Below are 17,099 nucleotides of genomic sequence, written 5' to 3'. Positions count from 1 at the left end.
GTAATCGGTTCTTCGATACCGCCATTACTATTGGCGTGAACGTTGGCGTATGAGGCTCGTCGCTGAATTCGAGATTTCCTGTGACGCACTTCCACTTGTCGGGGTCGCAGCGACAGTACCCGAGGCAACGCTGATCCTCGAACTGCAGTTCAATCATGGGAAACGACCTCTGTTTCTCGTCACTGTAACAGATTGTTCACACAGAGCGGTTGCGAACGCGTTTACTGACGCCTACGATGTTAGTGAATGGACACTCATCGGACAGGCTGGTGATACAAGTCGCTATCAGGTAATGCCAGCGCTCAGTTTCGAGGAACAGCTCGGCGACCAGATCGACGACCTCGCGGAGCTTGAGGCACTCGCCACGGCGGACGCAATTATCGAGCGAATCGAAGTATTACCGGACGGATGGCGACAGACGGGCTGGTTTGCCACCCGAGATGCGTTCACCGAATTCTCGTCGTTCTGGCAGCAGAATGCCGATTTCCGGTTGTCACGGCTCACCCGTGGTAGGGAGTCTGAACCGCCTGGTGATGGGCTGACCGACCAGCAGCAGGAAGCGCTCCGGACGGCCTACGAACTGGGCTATTTCGATATTCCGCGGCAGACATCACTGGAAGAAGTCGCTGCAGAGCTGGAAATCTCTGCGTCGTCGGTCTCTGAACGGTTGCGTCGCGCCGAGACGCAACTCATTGAGGAAACAGTGGCGACGACGTGGCCACCACTTCCAGAGTGAACCGCTGGCTGAGACTAATATTAATCAGTGCTGATGATGCGATCAGTCACTGGCAGTAACCGGCAGACCTTTCGCTGCGTATTCTGGAATGGGGACGGGGTAGACGAACCCCAGGGCCATCAGCCCAATCAGCATGAACCCGCCGACGACGTCGGCGGCCAGGAACTGCCAGCCCAACAGGAGGGCGATGACGGCACCGATCTCGATGACGAGGTTCGTCGAGGCGAACATGGACGCCCCGAGCGTCGCAGCCGCCGAGCTGCCCTTCTTGAAGAGGGTCTTCGCCGTCGCTATCGCGGAATAGGAACGACGAGGAGACGAAACCGAACAGCGAACCGTAGCGGAGTTCGCGGGGCCAGTGGCCGTCGAGGAGTTCGGCGACCTGTTCGTCGGAGGTCCACGCTTCCACGCCGGCGATGGCGAAGCCGAAAACGAGCGCCCACCACCCATCGACACGGTCGTCGAGAGGAACTGTCGGAGGCTCTCGACGAAGAACGTGCCCAGCGGTTTCGTCGTGGTGAGACGCCGATGGCGACCGTCAAGAGAGCGATCCCACCGAGCATACTCCCTCGACTCCATATCCGGCCGAAACGGAGTTCTGGGCATCCGTTTTTTGGCTTGCAAATGAAGGGGGAACAAGCCCCCTGGCTAGCCTGAAATATTTGTTCCCGTATCGGTTTTTGCGATGGAGCTACCCACCGTTCGATACTCTGGGGAATCCCTTGCCAGGAGGGCATTTATGGTCGCGCACGGGCTACCCTTGAGAAACCTCGTATGGTCGAGCACAACGCCCGGCTTGGTCGGCGAACCGTTCTGACGGGCCTCGGCGCTGGAATGGCATCACTCGCCGGATGCTCGACGATCGCGAGCGACTCCTCCGAAAACGAGATCCGCATTGGGACAATCCACCCGCCGATGGAACTGGACCCGATCGTCGCGACGGACGTTGGATCTCTCCAGACGATCGCCCGCGTCTTCGACGGGCTCTACACCTACGACGACGGCACGGACGTCGTCCCACAGATCGCCACGGGCACTCCCTCTGTAGCGGACGACGGCCGACGGATAACAGTCGAACTCGACGCTGCCGCCAGGTTCCAGAACGGTGAGCCGGTCACGGCGTCCGACGTACAGTACTCCTTCGAGGCACCCCAGAAAGAGGATACACCGAGCCAGTGGCTAGTGAGCCCGATCGAAACCGTCGACACCGTCGATGAACAGACCGTCCGCTTCCAGCTCGAGCAGCCGTATCCCGCATTCGAACACGCGCTGACGTATCCAATAATTCCGAAGGACGTCCGCGAGACGGATCGGGAGGGATTCGCCAGCGATCCCATCGGGGCGGGACCCTACCGTGTCCGATCGTTCAGTGAGGAAAAAAAGGCCGACCTCACTCGCTGGGAGAACTACTGGGGGGAGCCTGCACCTGCTCTCGATCGAGTGACGTTCGCGTACGTCGAATCGCCGATCACGCAGCTGATGGGACTTGTGACTGGGCAGTCGGACGTTATCGAGCCGATATCGCCGCGCTTCCGACGGGATATCACGGACATCACGGACGCGATGATCGCCGAACGCCCCGGGTTCCGATCGTTCTACTTCGGGTTCAACTGCAACGAGGGGCCGACAGTCGAGCGGGCGGTCCGAGAAGGGATCGTCCGCTGTATCGATCTCGAGAAGCTGGTCGAACAGTTCGTCGAACCGGTCGGCTCACGGCAGTACAGTCTCCTCCCACGGGATGTTGCCGACGAGTGGAACCTCCCAGTCGAGAAGTGGGCGGCGGCCGTCCCGCCGAAGGACATCAATGAAGCGAAGGCGCGTTTCGAGGAGGCGCCAGTCTCTGTCGGTAAACTTACTATCCTCACCTCGAAGCATCCGGTCTGGAAGGAACTGGCCTACGCGCTGGCCGCTGGCCTCCGCGAGGCTGGACAGTCCGTTCTCGTCAACCCCGTCAGTTGGAAGAAGTACCTCGAGCTATCCGTCACGGGCTCGGCTAAGAACTACGCGGTGTTCGTCGGGGAGATCGCTGGCAACGGGGATCCCGACTCGTTCCTCTATCCGGTCTTTCACGAGAACACCCAGGGCGGGACCAACGGAATCTTCTACAACGAGGAAGACGTGATGAGCCAGCTCCTTGAGGCCAGACAGACGACTGACCGAGATCGGCGACGAGCTCGTTACGAGGCCGCAATCACGCGGCTCCACGAAGAGCAGGTCTATGTCCCGGTCTGCTCGTTCAAGAACAGCTTCGCCCACAAGTCCAATCTCAAGAACTTCCGCGTCCACCCGATCGCCGGACTGAACCCGAGAGTGACGAGACCCGATGGGGCGATTAGCGTAGAGGGACGATGAGCGAGGAGTTCGGCCTGCCAACGGGGGTCGCCCTGGGCGTCGGCGGTATCGTCGGCGGCGGCATCTACGCCGCCATCGGTATCGTCGTGATGGCAGCCGGGGTGCTGACGTGGTTCGCGTACTCGTTGGCGACGGTCGTCGTCATCTGCTGTGCGTACTCCTACGTGAAGGTCAACGCGATCACCGACTCCGCTGGCGGCTCGGTCTCGTTCATCGAGGAGCTGACGGGTCGTGGAACTGTCGCCGGCGTGGTCGGCTGGACACTGGTCGTCGGGTATATCGGGACGATGGCCATGTACGCCTATGCATTCGGTGCGTACGGACAGATGCTACTTGGCATCCAGTACGTCTGGGGACTGCCGTTTCGGCCGTTCCTCTCGGTAGCGATCGTCGCCTTGTTCGTCGGCCTGAACGTTCTCGGTGCGTCGGCGTCGGGGGCGACCGAGCGGTACCTCGTCTTTGTGCAGGCGGGGATCATCGGCATCTTCGGTCTCGTCGGGCTATGGTTCGGGTTCTCGGTGGGAGATCTCCGTCTCGGGCTCTCAGAGTTCGCGACGGGCCCGATTATCGCGGCATCAGTCGGCTTCGTCTCTTTCGAGGGGTGGCAGCTCCTGTTCTACGACCAGGAGCAGTTCGAGGACCCGCAGTCGACGCTCGCGAAGTCCGTGTTCATCTCAATCCCGATCGCTGCGGCGATCTACATCCTCGTCGGATTTGTCATCACGAGCCTCTTGCCGCCCGAGGTCGTCTCGGCGCAACCGGAGGCGGCGCTGCTGTACGGTGCCCTCCGAGTCAGCAAGTGGCTCGCGCTCGCGGTTGGCCTCGCGGGATTGGTCTCCACCGCGAGCGCGATCAACTCGACACTGTTCTCGGAAGCCATCTTCACGAAGAACCTCATCGCCGACGACATCCTTCCGTCGGAGATGGGCGACCCGGACGACGACGCCGCGCCCGCTCGGACAGTGCTCGTTATTGGGTTCTTCACTGCTGCCTTCGCTGTCCTGGGTAGTCTTGAAGCCGTTGTCGAGTTCGCGTCTTTGGCGTTCATCGTGGTTTTCGGTACTGTCAGCGCTTTGGCGTTCGTCAACCGCGACGAAACCGACATTCGGACGCTCCCGCCGGTGGTCGGCATGGTCGGCTCAGCGGCGTTCTTCGTGATGTTGCTGTACTTCTTGTTCACACGGCTCCCGCACGTGTTCTTCCTCGTCGTCGTCATCGCCGTGGTCGTCTTTACCGTCGAGGCCGCGTACTTCAAGCGAGACTCAATCAAGGAGGGGATACGTGAGGTCGAAAAGGAGGTCTGACCGACAGCGGTCTGTTTGTGGTTCGAACAACGAATAGCATCACCTACGTTCCTACGGCTGATACACCAGATACGTGGTGGAATGAGGCCACTCTGCTACAGACATCCTCTAAGTCTTGCACCCCGATTGTGACAGAAACTGGTGAGAACACCAGCCGGTGCGATATATCACCTCTCTATATTGATCCCGTCAAGTCAGAATCTCTCCTCTTTTGAGGATTTCCACAAAGCCATTTATCGACATTCCAGCCTCTATCAGAGGGAAGTTCATCGCTCGTCATTTTGTGCGGCCTCCAGCGGGTGGATGCATTCCAGAGATGCACGCCGAACCAGGTGATGGAGTCGAACCGACCTTCCTCGAAGAAGCACCCATCGGTCCCGATATCGACCGAGTTCTTGTCGCGGAACGCGGCTTGCCCTTCTACGTCGACGTCGACCGTCCTGAGGAGGTACCCGCCGACGAGACTGAGCAGATGATTGACCTCGCGACCGAGCGGCTGAGTTACGACGAGTGACGTAGCGAGAGCGGGGGCTCTCTCGGTTACGAGACGGCTTGGGATCGGGATCACTGCGGTGTGTCAGTCGCGGTCACCAGTTCGTCGGTGACCGAAGTAAGGAGTGACTCGGAATCCGGCACTGTCGAGCGTGGCGCTGCTTTCCAGAGTTCGACGTCGACTTCCTGAGCTGTGTTATCTGGCCATCTGTCTCGGTGACTTTGAGAATCGCTTGTTGGTAAAGCACTGACCGGGGCTGCTACCCGTATCTCTGGACGTTGCCATAATCGACGTACAAGACGGAGACTGAGTTCGGTCTACAGGTATTTGGATCTCACAGCAGGACCAGCGCGGAAGCCCACTCCTTTCGGGGTGGGTCACTGACTGTCGATAGGCATCAGTCGGTGACGGTACAGCCCAACTCTTCGAGCCGCAGGACAGTAGCATCAAGCTCGTCTTCCTTGACAAACACGTGATCGGTTGAGTACGTAGAAATGACGAACACCGAGACATCTACTTCGGCAAGGGCTGACGCAACCGCCGCCAGAAAACCAACGAGTTCGAATGGGAGGTCCATCTCGAATGTCAGTCGCTTCCACCCGGACTCAATCGCCCTGGCATCGACCGTCTCGACAGCATCTTGCTCGATGACCACCGTAGTCTCCGTCTCGTCTTGAATAGTCGCAAATGCACCGGGATGATTGTAATCGGCCTGGCAGACTGCATAAGTGGCGTCCGATACGCTGACTGTCCCCTTTTGGAGAAAATCGGTCGGATCCATACGGACGAGGACTAGACAATGGCGTAAAAAAGTATGTCACGAGCAACGCACCCGTTCGGCGGTACCTGGGACTCTTTCTTGGCACCTGCATTCACATCCACGGAGAACTACATGAAACATGGCTAGCGTGAGCTACTGCTCAATCCGCTGGACACGATGTGGCGGATAGCTGACCGTGGCGCTATCGTCAGCATCGTCCCGGCACCGCACCCAGCCGCTCTCATCGATATTTATTAGCTCATACGCCTCGCTGGTGACCGATCCATCGTCAGGATCGATGAGATACACTGTCCCTTCCTGTCCGGATTTCGAGTGGACCCATGAATCAAGCGATGTCTCGACAGATGGCGGCCCGCCGGTGGTTTGACTGACTGGAAGGCCTGCATCGTAGGCAATCACGGCTGTCAGCTCGTCCAGCTGGTCTTGGATTTTCGCGAGCTCGTCAGAATCATCAGTTGATGCCATAGTAGTGCTACTGTCATCAGTACGCGTAGTTTTTTCTATCGCTGGATATTGTGAGGACATCGGCTGTCGTCTCTATGCGCTTCTCCTCGTCCAGTGACGCATGTCGAGGTTGTGGCAGAGTCCCCTACTCACTGATCGGGGGCTTGTGCGGACTCCTGTCCTTCGCTATATCCAGTTCGTGGTGGTGCGAATTACGAGCATACCAAGTACGGGCCAGGTCAAGAGTACGAGGCCCGCCATGATCCACCGGGCGCGTCCGACGTCGATCTCCTCGTCAGTCTGTGCTCGGCACTCATCCATGAGCTCGTCTGGGATGAGCCACAGGGCGATCGTTACGCCGACAGGAAGCACAACTATCTCGTCAAGATAACCTATGCCCGGAATGAAGTCTGGAATCGGATCGATTGGGCTGACAGCGGAGGCGATGATCAGCGCGATTACGACCTTCGCTGCTAACGGCGTTCGGCTATCACCAAAGACCAGATACAGGGCATAGACCTCTGTTTCCAACTCTTTTGCACGGTTCTTCCACGAGTCGAACGCCATTGCGCATCCATGCTGCCTCCACAGACTTAGCTGGCCATCACGTCATCAGTGCTGCATACTCCCGTTGTCTGCACACTCCGCTTGACTCGCTCCGTCCCTGTGACCGCTGCGATGGGTGTCCACCAGTACACTCTCACGAGAGAATCGCCGAGTCACACAGTGGGACTGATTGACACTGCACCGCAGGGCCCTGCTATCGAGCAGCGAAACGACGGTACGTACGTCGTTGACGGCGGCGTCCCAGTCCAAGACGTGAACGAACGACTTGGTGCCACGTTCGAGACCGACGAGGTCGAGACAATCGGCGGATTCGTCTTTAGCCAGCTCGGACGAGAACCTGAAGTCGGTGACCAAATTGACCAGCAGGGATACGTCATTCGCGTCGACGCTATCGACAACGCACAAATCGAACGCCTCGTGATCCAGCTACCAGAGACATCTCAAACGGAGACTGACGAGGTATAACTATATTCGGCTGTTCTAGATTCTATTGTCCCTATATGGGAAGAACATCTGGATATTTAGATACAGAATGTTTTAATTATCTCCATACATGGACAATATACACACTAAGCCAGTTTTACAATCCTCAATAGGCAATAATTGAACAGAGGTAATTTGGTAGTCCTACGAATTAGCGCTCGACTCTCTAACGACTGATTGGGCCCACAGGTAGTATAACATCGGTACCGGTGTTAGTATAGGCCCGAACCATGGAAATTGATATATATGTGAACAGTCAACATCGTCTCAATGACGGAGTCACCAAAGTTGGGACAGAGATCTCGATTCGAGGTCGAAAACATCGGCGGGATAGACAAGACAACCGTCGAGATTCCACCTGGCGTTACAGTACTTGCCGGGAAGAATGCAACCAATCGAACCTCGTTTTTACAGGCTATTATGGCCGCGATGGGAAGTGATCGAGCGACAGTAAAAGGTGACGCTGACGAGGCGCGGATTATTCTAACTCACGACGGGGACACCTACGAACGGACGCTCTCTCGCAACGAAGAAGAGACCGTCATCAGCACAGGAGACGGGCTCCTTTCGAACCCCTCCGTTGCCGAACTGTTCGCGTTCCTCCTAGAGACTAATGAGGCCCGCCGAGCGGTCGCACGGGACGACGACCTACGCCGCCTCATTATGCGACCAGTCGATATTGAGGAACTACGAGCCGAAATACGCCGGACAAATGAACAAAAACAGGCCATCAACGACGAACTAGCGACCATCGAATCGGTGAAACAGGAACTCCCGGAGTTGGAGCGACAGCGGACGGAGCTCAGAGAGCAGATAGAAGCGAAACGTTCAGAACTTTCGGACCTCGAAGCTGAAATCGATCGCAGCAGTGGAGAGATAGAAGAGACACGGAAAGAGCAGGAACGACTCGAAGAAAAACTCGAAGCGTTGCGAGACCAACGTAGCGAACTCGCCACCATCCGTGACGAAATCGACAAACAGGAACAGAGCCTCGCCGCGCTCAAGCAGGACCGAGCGGAGTTACAGAGCGACCAAGACGACCTTGACGAATGGGGCGACAATATCGATCTGGACATCGACGCCAGACTCTCAGAACTTCGTGAGGAAAAGCGCGCCCGTAACGCCGAGATAAACGACCTTCAAAGTGTCATCACCTTCAACGAAGAAATGCTTGGAGACGCCGACAGCGCGGTCCTGAACGCCGTAGAGAAACGGCCGGAGACGATGGGGGACATTACGAACCAACTGCTCGAACGACAGCAAGACGTGACCTGTTGGACCTGCGGATCGAGCGTTGAGAAAGAAGATATTGAACGGACGCTCGACCAGCTACAGACCTACCGACAGGAACAACTCGACGAAATTCGTTCCATCGAGTCCGAACTGGAAGAGTTAAAAGAGCAACAGCGGGAGCGAGAACAGGTGCGCAAGCGCCGGGCCGATATCGAGCGCCAGCTAGAGGAGATCGACGACGAAGTCGCGGAGCGAACCGACCGGTTAGAGCAGTTGCGGACGCGCCGGAGTGCGTTGACCACGGAGATAGAGACACTTGAATCGGAGGTTGAGAGCCTTCGCGTCGAGGATTTCGACGAAGTGCTCGAATTGCATAAGGAAGCGAATCAACTGGAGTTCGATATCGAACAGCTAGAGTCTGAGTTAGAATCCGTCGCCGAAGAGATTGCTGAGAAGGAGGCGACCATTGCAGAGGCAGACGACCTACGAGAACGTCGGGAGGAACTGATGGACGAGCTTGAAGATCTGCGGACGCGCATTGACCAGCTAGAGCAGGCGGCCGTCGAGCAGTTCAATAATCATATGGAGCGGGTACTCGATATCCTTGGGTACGACAACTTAGACCGAATCTGGATAGAGCGACGCACGCGGGCAGACAGCGGCGGGCTGCCGGCGGCCGAGGGGGCCAGAACGTTCGAACTCCACGTTGTCCGAACCACGGAGACCGGAGCCGCCTACGAGGACACGATAGCACACTTGAGCGAGAGCGAACGAGAGGTAACAGGACTCATATTCGCGCTCGCGGGCTATCTGGTTCACGACCTCCACGAGACGGTGCCGTTCATGCTCATGGACTCACTGGAGGCCATCGACTCGGCCCGCATTGCCGATCTGGTCGACTATTTCGCAGAGTTTGCGGAGTATCTTGTAGTTGCACTCTTACCTGAAGACGCACAGGCATTATCGGAGTCATACAACCGAGTCACCGATATCTGAAGGCGCTATCCGCATTCACAACCGCCCGCATCGAGCAGTTCTTCGATACTGTACTGAGAGTCACAGGACTCACAGAAGACGTTGACACCCACGAACATACGGAAGGTCCCGAGGTCGATTCTGTCCGTATCCCGCAGGCGTTCGAGTTTCTCCCGGCTGACCGCCTCTGTCCGGGTGATGAGTCGTTCTAGTCGTTCCTGTTCCTTGGCGACCTGCTCGCTGTCTTCGGTCTGTTCGTAGCTCGCACCGCGGACGTTCTGGAGGTACCCCCGGATGGCCTGATAGGTAACGAAGTCGTTGGTGACTTCGTCGACGTCGATACCATGCTGTTCAAGATCACGTCGGGCCTCCGTCGCACGCCCGGCGCTCACCTCGTCGCTGTCGAGGAGTTCGTAGTACGACTCGGCGTCACTGTCGACAGCGCTCATCCCGTGATTGCGCATCTGCGTTCGTAGCAGTTTCTCGTTGAACAACGTAGCTAGATCTCGAAGGCTCTTGCGTTCCACGCCCTCCCCTGTCCAGTACGCTTCGAGTTCTGTACCGAACCCGTCGAGTTCGTATATCTCGATGAGACGCCCAACCTTCGTCGTCGGCGTGTCGTCAGGTCCGCTCATACGAGTGTTTTCTCCCATCACGCAGTTATCAGTTCCGCCTTGACGTCTGCTGCCGATTCGTGTTCGATTCGAGTGTCGCTCGCCGACCAAGTCCGTTCAGTGACGAGAGATAGCGTGGGCGTTCACGGCGGAAGTAAATACTCGGAATCGAGTAGTTTTGGTGGAGGTGGCTAAGCGCGACGCCTCGCCGTATTCGGCCGTTCGTGCAGAACCACCATCGGACGAATGAAAACTGACCACGACTGATAGGAACGCGCACGAACGTGCAGCGACTGATGTGTAGGTCCGTTCGAATACCGAGCAAGCGACGTCTCCGCCTTGCTGAATCGGTCGGATCAGTCGAGGCGTTCGAATCGCCAATACTGGTTGTCGCTGCCCCACCACTCCCACTGCATTCCGTTCGCGCCGTCGGCCGTCGACGCGTCTTCGACATCCAGGTACCACCCGCTGTTGACGTTCTGCAGGCGGTAGAGCCCGTTCGACATCTCCTCGACGGCCCACTTCTGATTGTCGCCACCCCACCACTCCCACTGCATGGTGTACGCTCCTTGCTCGGTCGACGCGTCCTCGACGTCCAGCACCCGGCCGCTGTTGACGTTCTCGAACCGCCAGACGCCCGAGGCGACTTCGTGCGCGGCCCACTTCTGGTGGTCGTAGCCGAGCCAGTCCCACTGCTGGACGCGGTTACCGTCGCCGGTCCCCGCGTCTCGGACTTCGAGCGTCTTCGCGCTGTTGTAGTTCTCGATGCGGTAGGTCGCGCCATTGACCAGTCCGGGTTCGAACCCGTAGGCCGTGAGACTCTCGAGCGTGGCGGTCCCACCGCTAGCCGTCAGCGAGGTCCCGATGCTATCCTCGTGGGGGAAGATCTGGTTCGACATGTTGAATCGGCCGTCGTTACCGAATATCTCCACAAGACTACGATCGACCAGCACTCGTAGCTGTATCGTCCCGTCGCTTAGCGGGTCCATCGGCCCGCTAGCGACGTCCTTGTTGGTATTGCCGAAGAACACGCCCGAGTCGTTGCGGTCGAAGACGAGTTCGGTATTGACGGCGTCGTAGGTAATTCGCGTCGTCTCGCTATCGCCCTCGCGGACGCCGAGCGTCACGGAGTCGGCGTCGCCGGGGTCGATGGTAGCGAGGATTTCGAGTCGCTGTCCCTGCACGTTCGTTCCCGAGAGCGGGTCAGCCGTGGACGAAATCGGCTCGTCGCTCAGCGAGGCGAGTCTGTTCTCCCGAGTGGATTCGAGCGCGCCGTCGGGACGTTGGCGCGGTTCGATGGCGCTCCCCGTATCGTATAGCTCCAGTCGCTGTGGGAACGACTGCGCGCCTTTCCACCCGTTATCGGGTGTGTCCGTCGCGTAATCCCAGTGGTTCATCCAAGAGAGGCTCAGCCGGGTATCGGTCGCCGGTTCGTTGTCCCAGGACTGCCCACCGTAGAAGTCCCGGCCGTCGTTGGCGTACACCGTGTTCTCGACGGTGAACGTCGTGCCGTCGAAGTGGCCGACGTGGTGTTCGACGTGGTCCCACTCGACGGACACGGTCATCACCCACCGACGCTCGCCGGTGTTCGTGACTGGGAGTTCGTAGAGATCCGGACACTCCCAGCCAGCGCCGCCCGATTCGTAGGTGCTCAGATACGTCCAGTGCTTCAAATCGGGCGAGCGCCAGATTTCGATGCCCGCGGGATACGTTGTTCCATCGTACGTCGTCGAACTGACGCGAGCGATGGTCATGCGCCACTCACCGGCGGGCTCGTACCAGAAGGGGTTCGGGTCACGCCAGTCGTCGTGGTTGGTGTCGATGACTGGATTCCCCGCGTACTTGGTGACCGTATCGCCACCGTCGGTGCTGTAGGCGAGCCGCTGGTCCTGGGTTCCGTCGTCGTGGCGGCCCGTATACATGCAGACAAGCGCGTCTGTGCCGAATCCCGATGTGTCGTTCGCGTCGATCACCGCGCCACCGGAGAACGCCTGAATCGTGCTCGTATCCGGAATCTTCGTCCCGTGCTCCGTCCAGTTGACGAGGTCTGTGCTGGTCGCGTGGTCCCACCGCCGTCGGTCCTCGCCCGCCTGATAGAACAGGTGGTAGGCGCCGTCTTGATATACCATCCCGTTCGGATCGTTCATCCACCCGTCGTCCGGCGAGAAGTGATAGTCTGGTCGATACGGTTGGCCGTCGGCGCTGGCCGTCTCGACGATTGACGTGTCCTCCGAGAGGGCGCCGCCGAAAATGGCTGTCGAGAGCCCCGCTCCGATACCCTTCAAGAGTGTACGTCGTCCTAACCGCGTGGAATGCCTCGAATTCGTAGCGTTCGTCGGAGCTGTGCGTTGCCGAACCGGGTCGTCGATATCTCGTGTCATGGTGTCATGGATGGCTGCTTGCTTGTCTCTCCCTAGCACGTTCCCTGCAGCCATACGACTAATATCGATGATAATTAATAATAGTTGTCCAATATTGTACTGTAGAACCGCTGAAACGGGCTATTTACCGTATCGAGCCGGTTCACTACAGTAACGATGCCACCCAAAGGATATCAGACGATAACGGTCAGCGAGGAGACCGCCGCGTTGCTCGCGGCGGTCATGGAGGAGTACAGCGTCGAAAGCAAGGCTGCCGCGGTCGACGTGGCGTCGACCATAGCACTGGAACGCGACGAGGCGGAACTGGCGCGGCTACTGGCAGAACGACTCGACTGAGAACGGAGCAGACGGGGTGGGTTGAGGTGCTCACCAACTGCAATACACTACGTTTACGTGATATAGATGATTTAGTATGGAATTCCAGATGGGATAACGTATCATTCGGGCCTGGTTGGGGTTTCCGGGTCAATGCGACAAGCGGACGAAGACGCGAACGTCCGTCGTTCGAGTTCTCGAGATATTTGTACGACGAGACCTCGATACCAGCGGTGACGGTTCCGGAATGTGACGAGGCGAACAGCACCGTTATTTATTTATATTATTTTCTACTCAGTTTGGGGTACGTGGTAGCACACGGAGCGGATCATATGACCAACGACGACACTCCCCTCATCGCAGTAGACGGTATCGAGAAACGCTTCGGCACAGTGGAGGCGCTGTCAGGCGTGAATCTGGAACTGGAGGACAACGAGGTACTGGGCCTCGTCGGCGACAACGGCGCCGGCAAGTCCACGCTCATCAAGACGCTGGTCGGTATCCACCAACCGGATGCCGGCGAGATACGATACGAAGGTGACCCCGTGACTATCGACGATCCGAAGGGTGCGCGAGACCTCGGTATCGGGACCGTGTATCAGGACCTTGCGCTCGTCGACGAGTTGTCGGTGGCCTCAAACCTATTTCTCGGACGTAATCCCGTCAAGAAAATCGGCGGACTCATCCCCGTCATCGACGAGGAACACATGAACGAAGAAGCAGAGCGCATCCTCAGAGAACGGCTGAACATCCATGTCGACCCCGAGACGCCGGTCGAGTATCTCTCGGGCGGTGAGCGCCAAGCTATTGCCATCGCGCGAGCGCTCGTCACCGACCCTGACATCGTCCTCTTAGACGAACCGACCTCCGCGCTCTCGAAGGCGGCGGTCAATCAGGTCGAGGAACTCGTCGCCACGCTCAAGGACAACGGTCACTCTGTCATCATCATCGACCATAACCTCGAAGAGATATTCTCCTGGACCGACCGCATCGCTGTCCTCTACAACGGTCGCGTCGTCGACGTTGTGGACACCGAAGACGTAACCCGTGATGACATCGTCTCGATGATGATCAGCGGGCAGCCGGTCAGTGGCACTGGCACAACCACAGCAGACCCGGACGAACAACGTGCCGAATCAGAGTCGACCACGTCGTCTTCATCGACAGCGTAGTCAAATTCGCTGTCCCTGTCTCGACATTCCTCTTTTTCGAACACGCCACTACCGCCACAGTAGCCTCGCTATCGGTGAAATACTCCCGGTTGGACCCTTTGTCAATGATAGTTAGAAAAGCTTAAGTATAGTTGAATATCATTCTATCTCGGGAACACATCCCATACTAGCCATGCGAGTAAGTAGACGCAATCTCCTGAGAGGGATAGGTGCAGCCAGTTGTTTCGGTGCGGCCGGTTGTCTAGAATCCAGCGGGGGTTCGGACGGCGGGTCGACAAGTAACGGCGACGGCGGCGCGTCGACTGGGACCACGAGCGGCGGGAGCGGGTCTAACAGCTACCACTTTGGCATCTCCATGAAAGGAATGGGGCAAGCCGGCCTGTTCGTACAGGGGCTCGCTGGAAAGTGGTACACGCAGGACACCGATCACAAGGTGACCATTACCGACGCGCAGTTCGAAGCCTCCAAGCAGACAGAGCAGGCCATCAACCTGCTGAACCAGGATGTCGACGGTATCCTCCTCAACCCGGCTTCAGGTGAAGCATCCGCGAAAATCGCCCAGCGGGCCGCGGAGGAAGACGTCCCCGTAATGAACTTCGACACCGCGACGCTGAGCAACGAAGTCATCCTCGGTAACATGTTCGGGCAGCGACGCGGTGGAAAAGTCGCCGCCGAACGGTTCGTGAAGCTACTCGAAGAGCGAACCGGCAGCAAGGAGGCGAAGGTCATCACCAGCGTCTTCACATTCTCGGCACCGACGAGCCAGCAGCGACTGTACGGGTTCACCGAGAACCTGCCCGATAGCGTGGAAGTCGTCTCACGCGTCGAGAGCAACGGTACCGCGGAGGAGACGACGCCAAAAATGGTCAACGCTCTCCGAGCGAACCCCGAGGTCAACGCTATCTACTCCAACAACGTCGGGAGCGGGATGGGCGCGCTACAGGCGCTGCAGCAACTCGATCGCTACAAGAAGAAAGGCGAAGACGGCCACGTCATGGCATTCGGGATTGACGGCGGGCCGACGCTCAACAAGCGCATCGAGGCGGGCTACTACGACTTCGCCGTCGACCAGCCGCTTCACTTCTACGCGCCGATGACCATCGAGCTCATGATCGATTACATCGAGGGCGGGAAAGAGGCGCTGCCGCAGGTCGGTTCGACGGTCACACCCGGCGATAACCTTACCGTCGAGAACAAAGAGGTGTTCGGCGTTAAGCCGTGGAGCAAGAACTTCTGGGGGCCGGCCCCGATGACGGAATTCAGTTCGAACGACAAGACGTGGTTCCCGTGGCTCAAGGCCCGACACGCCATGATCACCGAGGACAACGCCATGGAACCGTACCTCTACGGCAACATCGCACGCCGCTACCAGGAACAGCAGTAACTGCCGATAATGAGTACCCTGACCAACCTGTCGTCGTCCATAGAGGGCCTCCGCGATGCCAACCGGACCCAGACGCTGTTGTTCCTTATGGACAACCTCATCTGGCCCATCCTGCTGGTGTCATTCCTGTTTTTCTCGGCGCTGCTGCCCGAGATCTTCACCGACTATAACAATATCCGATTCCTGTTGTATACGAGTGCGGGACTCGGTGCAATCACCCTCGCGGAGGGTATCTGTCTTATCAGCGGTCACTTCGACCTCTCAGTGGGGTCTATCGCGGGATTCTCGGCGATGACCGGGGCGCTATTCTTGACGAAGTGGGCACCGGGGATGCCCGGTGTCGTCGGCATCGCCGTCGTCCTCGGAATGGGAGCGCTTGTCGGCTTCGGGAACGGCTTCTTCATCAGCAAGTTCGGCGTGAACCCGTTCTTGCAGACCCTCTCGACGCTCATCATCTTCGAGGGCGGTATCCTCGTCCTCTCCTCGACATCGATCTACAACCTCCCGAAGACGTTCACCTACCTCGGCGGCGCGACGCTCGACCTGCCCCTGTTCAAGCCGATGCCCATCGCCGTCTTCTTCCTGTTCGCGCTGTTCGTCGCCATCTTCCTTTGGCTGACGAAGACGCGGTTCGGCCGCGCTATCTACGCCGTCGGCGGTGACAAAGACGCCGCCGCGGAAGCCGGCATTGATGTCGACAAAGTCGTCATCAGCGTCTACGTCCTCTCCGGAATGCTCGCCGCAACCGGCGGGCTCCTGCTGACCGGCTTCACCGGCGGGGCCACGCCGACGCTCGGGACCGCACAGCTATTCCCGGCGTTCACGGCGGCGGTCATTGGCGGCATCAGCCTGTTCGGTGGTCGCGGGAACGTCCTCAACGCACTGGGTGGTGTCCTGCTACTTGGTACCATCAGCGCCGGCCTCGTGATGTTGAACGTCGGCCCGCAGATCGTCCAGACGGTCAACGGCGTCATCTTGTTCGCGGCCATCCTGCTGTACACCTTCGTCGGCCGGTACCGCGAACGCCTCCTCTCGGACCTCTAAGGTCCTCGGTTCTCTTCGTCAGTCCGTCTCATCTCTCCGGTTCAGGAAATCTACCGCCCATCATCGTGAGTTGAAGCCCTTGTCACAGTGTCAGATTGCACTTACAAACGGCGTGACGAACCAGCCACGGCGACCTACGCTTGCGAAGTCCTTCGCCATAAGTAGACGTAGCTAGGTCAGCGGCGACACTCGATTCTGCTGCTAAGAAGTCGACGACGAGGCTCTGGGTGGGTGTGTTTCTCCTCGTAAATGAACACTCTCTGTCGGGGGACCATTTGATTCGCCCGCTGTTCGGTTTCCCGGATAAATCGGCGATTTCGCAAAAAATCACACACTGTATAACATCGGTACCGATGTTATTCAAGCCGAAATTGAGGTGAAGCAGTACCAAGACACATATATAACTGTACAGGATGGGAAACGGGAGAGACCGGCTGAAGGACTGTCAGTCGAACTGCGGCAGATACAACTCGATAACCGCAAGAAACTGTCGTAAGTCGGTCTCACCGGTACTTACGAACCGTTTGGCGAGTGCATTTTCGAGAACGAGCGATTCGCGGTCGCTCAATCCATCGACCAAACGAGAAGCCGGCAGTGAAGTGGTCACCCACGCTGATCGTCAGTTAGGGGTCGGCGACGGGGGAGACGGCGATTTCGTCCGCCCTACTGTCGGTGATACACTTCGACGAATTTGAGCGTGGTCGTGTGCGTGGATGATGAGCTTCCCGTTGCGAGCGAGAGGGCTGTCTGATAGCGAGCGCACATATTCCGGACGTCTCCTTAGTCCTACAATCCCGTTGCGCGAACTACAGCTACGTTCC

General features: G+C 58.2%; 15 protein-coding genes and 1 pseudogene. 10 read left to right on the top strand and 6 right to left on the bottom strand.

Translation table 11 applies throughout. The features are described 5' to 3' along the window. The first annotated feature begins 49 nt into the window (after positions 1–49). The gene (locus E4S61_RS16820) at positions 50–736 is read left to right on the top strand and encodes a helix-turn-helix domain-containing protein (RefSeq protein WP_135305125.1); all 687 of its coding nucleotides are present in this window, start codon (positions 50–52) and stop codon (positions 734–736) included. 90 nt (positions 737–826) lie between these two features. Here E4S61_RS16820 and E4S61_RS16815 read toward each other — a convergent pair. Next, positions 827–1,299 (bottom strand): annotated as a pseudogene (locus E4S61_RS16815) (permease); the annotation flags it as partial. A gap of 211 nt (positions 1,300–1,510) precedes the next feature. Between E4S61_RS16815 and E4S61_RS16810 the strand changes: the two are divergent. The 3 genes from E4S61_RS16810 to E4S61_RS16800 all read left to right on the top strand — a co-directional run bounded on the left by E4S61_RS16810 (position 1,511) and on the right by E4S61_RS16800 (position 4,906). After that, on the top strand, positions 1,511–3,088 hold the full coding sequence (locus tag E4S61_RS16810; RefSeq protein ID WP_135305124.1) for an ABC transporter substrate-binding protein: 1,578 nt from the start codon (positions 1,511–1,513) through the stop codon (positions 3,086–3,088). Beyond that, positions 3,085–4,392 (top strand): APC family permease, encoded by a 1,308-nt coding sequence (locus tag E4S61_RS16805; protein ID WP_135305123.1) that lies wholly within the window; start codon positions 3,085–3,087, stop codon positions 4,390–4,392. Before E4S61_RS16810 ends, E4S61_RS16805 begins: the two co-directional genes overlap by 4 nt. Positions 4,393–4,708: 316 nt before the next feature. Then, the gene (locus E4S61_RS16800; RefSeq protein WP_135305122.1) at positions 4,709–4,906 is read left to right on the top strand and encodes a hypothetical protein; all 198 of its coding nucleotides are present in this window, start codon (positions 4,709–4,711) and stop codon (positions 4,904–4,906) included. A 376-nt stretch (positions 4,907–5,282) separates the two neighbouring features. Here E4S61_RS16800 and E4S61_RS16795 read toward each other — a convergent pair whose 3' ends face one another. From E4S61_RS16795 to E4S61_RS16785, 3 genes are all read right to left on the bottom strand, one after another. Then, a complete protein-coding gene (locus E4S61_RS16795) occupies positions 5,283–5,666 on the bottom strand; it encodes an ACT domain-containing protein (protein WP_135305121.1) in 384 nt (127 codons plus the stop codon). Between the two features lie 132 nt (positions 5,667–5,798). Next, positions 5,799–6,131, bottom strand: coding sequence for a hypothetical protein (locus tag E4S61_RS16790; protein WP_135305120.1), 333 nt, complete (start codon positions 6,129–6,131; stop codon positions 5,799–5,801). Between the two features lie 165 nt (positions 6,132–6,296). Further along, positions 6,297–6,677, bottom strand: a complete 381-nt coding sequence (locus E4S61_RS16785; RefSeq protein WP_135305119.1) for a YkvA family protein — start codon at positions 6,675–6,677, stop codon at positions 6,297–6,299. 159 nt (positions 6,678–6,836) lie between these two features. Between E4S61_RS16785 and E4S61_RS16780 the strand changes: the two genes are divergently transcribed. Together E4S61_RS16780 and E4S61_RS16775 are read left to right on the top strand one after the other, a co-directional pair. Beyond that, positions 6,837–7,142: a transporter associated domain-containing protein gene (locus E4S61_RS16780; protein ID WP_245180798.1), complete on the top strand. Its 306-nt coding sequence runs from the start codon at positions 6,837–6,839 to the stop codon at positions 7,140–7,142. 288 nt (positions 7,143–7,430) lie between these two features. Further along, the gene (locus tag E4S61_RS16775) at positions 7,431–9,389 is read left to right on the top strand and encodes an archaea-specific SMC-related protein (protein WP_135305118.1); all 1,959 of its coding nucleotides are present in this window, start codon (positions 7,431–7,433) and stop codon (positions 9,387–9,389) included. A 5-nt stretch (positions 9,390–9,394) separates the two neighbouring features. Here the strand turns inward: E4S61_RS16775 and rdfA are convergent, their stop codons facing one another. Next, positions 9,395–10,003, bottom strand: coding sequence for a rod-determining factor RdfA (gene rdfA, locus E4S61_RS16770; RefSeq protein WP_135305117.1), 609 nt, complete (start codon positions 10,001–10,003; stop codon positions 9,395–9,397). 335 nt (positions 10,004–10,338) lie between these two features. Further along, positions 10,339–12,267 carry a GH32 C-terminal domain-containing protein gene (locus E4S61_RS16765; RefSeq protein WP_209309530.1) on the bottom strand — a complete coding sequence of 643 codons (1,929 nt, stop codon included), beginning with the start codon at positions 12,265–12,267 and terminating at the stop codon, positions 10,339–10,341. A 252-nt stretch (positions 12,268–12,519) separates the two neighbouring features. Here E4S61_RS16765 and E4S61_RS16760 point away from each other — a divergent pair, with 252 nt between their 5' ends. The 4 genes from E4S61_RS16760 to E4S61_RS16745 all read left to right on the top strand — a co-directional run bounded on the left by E4S61_RS16760 (position 12,520) and on the right by E4S61_RS16745 (position 16,278). Further along, on the top strand, positions 12,520–12,699 hold the full coding sequence (locus E4S61_RS16760) for a hypothetical protein (RefSeq protein WP_135305115.1): 180 nt from the start codon (positions 12,520–12,522) through the stop codon (positions 12,697–12,699). Positions 12,700–13,010: 311 nt separating this feature from the next. Continuing rightward, a complete protein-coding gene (locus E4S61_RS16755) occupies positions 13,011–13,850 on the top strand; it encodes an ATP-binding cassette domain-containing protein (protein ID WP_135305114.1) in 840 nt (279 codons plus the stop codon). 172 nt (positions 13,851–14,022) lie between these two features. Beyond that, positions 14,023–15,234: a sugar ABC transporter substrate-binding protein gene (locus tag E4S61_RS16750; protein WP_135305113.1), complete on the top strand. Its 1,212-nt coding sequence runs from the start codon at positions 14,023–14,025 to the stop codon at positions 15,232–15,234. Between the two features lie 9 nt (positions 15,235–15,243). Continuing rightward, on the top strand, positions 15,244–16,278 hold the full coding sequence (locus E4S61_RS16745; protein ID WP_135305112.1) for an ABC transporter permease: 1,035 nt from the start codon (positions 15,244–15,246) through the stop codon (positions 16,276–16,278). The last annotated feature ends 821 nt before the right edge of the window (positions 16,279–17,099 follow it).

This window comes from Haloarcula amylovorans (assembly GCF_004681185.1).
Lineage (GTDB): Archaea > Halobacteriota > Halobacteria > Halobacteriales > Haloarculaceae > Haloarcula > Haloarcula amylovorans.
The sequence above is the reverse complement of the archived record's forward strand: the minus strand, read 5'-3'. Positions and strand labels throughout refer to the sequence as shown.

Bases quoted from the DNA above. Each gene is read 5' to 3' on its own strand.
- E4S61_RS16820 (WP_135305125.1), top strand. From the start codon at position 50: ATGAGGCTCGTCGCTGAATTCGAGATTTCCTGTGACGCACTTCCACTT.
- E4S61_RS16810 (WP_135305124.1), top strand. From the start codon at position 1,511: ATGGTCGAGCACAACGCCCGGCTTGGTCGGCGAACCGTTCTGACGGGC.
- E4S61_RS16805 (WP_135305123.1), top strand. From the start codon at position 3,085: ATGAGCGAGGAGTTCGGCCTGCCAACGGGGGTCGCCCTGGGCGTCGGC.
- E4S61_RS16800 (WP_135305122.1), top strand. From the start codon at position 4,709: ATGCACGCCGAACCAGGTGATGGAGTCGAACCGACCTTCCTCGAAGAA.
- E4S61_RS16795 (WP_135305121.1), bottom strand. From the start codon at position 5,666: ATGGATCCGACCGATTTTCTCCAAAAGGGGACAGTCAGCGTATCGGAC.
- E4S61_RS16790 (WP_135305120.1), bottom strand. From the start codon at position 6,131: ATGGCATCAACTGATGATTCTGACGAGCTCGCGAAAATCCAAGACCAG.
- E4S61_RS16785 (WP_135305119.1), bottom strand. From the start codon at position 6,677: ATGGCGTTCGACTCGTGGAAGAACCGTGCAAAAGAGTTGGAAACAGAG.
- E4S61_RS16775 (WP_135305118.1), top strand. From the start codon at position 7,431: ATGACGGAGTCACCAAAGTTGGGACAGAGATCTCGATTCGAGGTCGAA.
- rdfA (WP_135305117.1), bottom strand. From the start codon at position 10,003: ATGAGCGGACCTGACGACACGCCGACGACGAAGGTTGGGCGTCTCATC.
- E4S61_RS16760 (WP_135305115.1), top strand. From the start codon at position 12,520: ATGCCACCCAAAGGATATCAGACGATAACGGTCAGCGAGGAGACCGCC.
- E4S61_RS16755 (WP_135305114.1), top strand. From the start codon at position 13,011: ATGACCAACGACGACACTCCCCTCATCGCAGTAGACGGTATCGAGAAA.
- E4S61_RS16750 (WP_135305113.1), top strand. From the start codon at position 14,023: ATGCGAGTAAGTAGACGCAATCTCCTGAGAGGGATAGGTGCAGCCAGT.
- E4S61_RS16745 (WP_135305112.1), top strand. From the start codon at position 15,244: ATGAGTACCCTGACCAACCTGTCGTCGTCCATAGAGGGCCTCCGCGAT.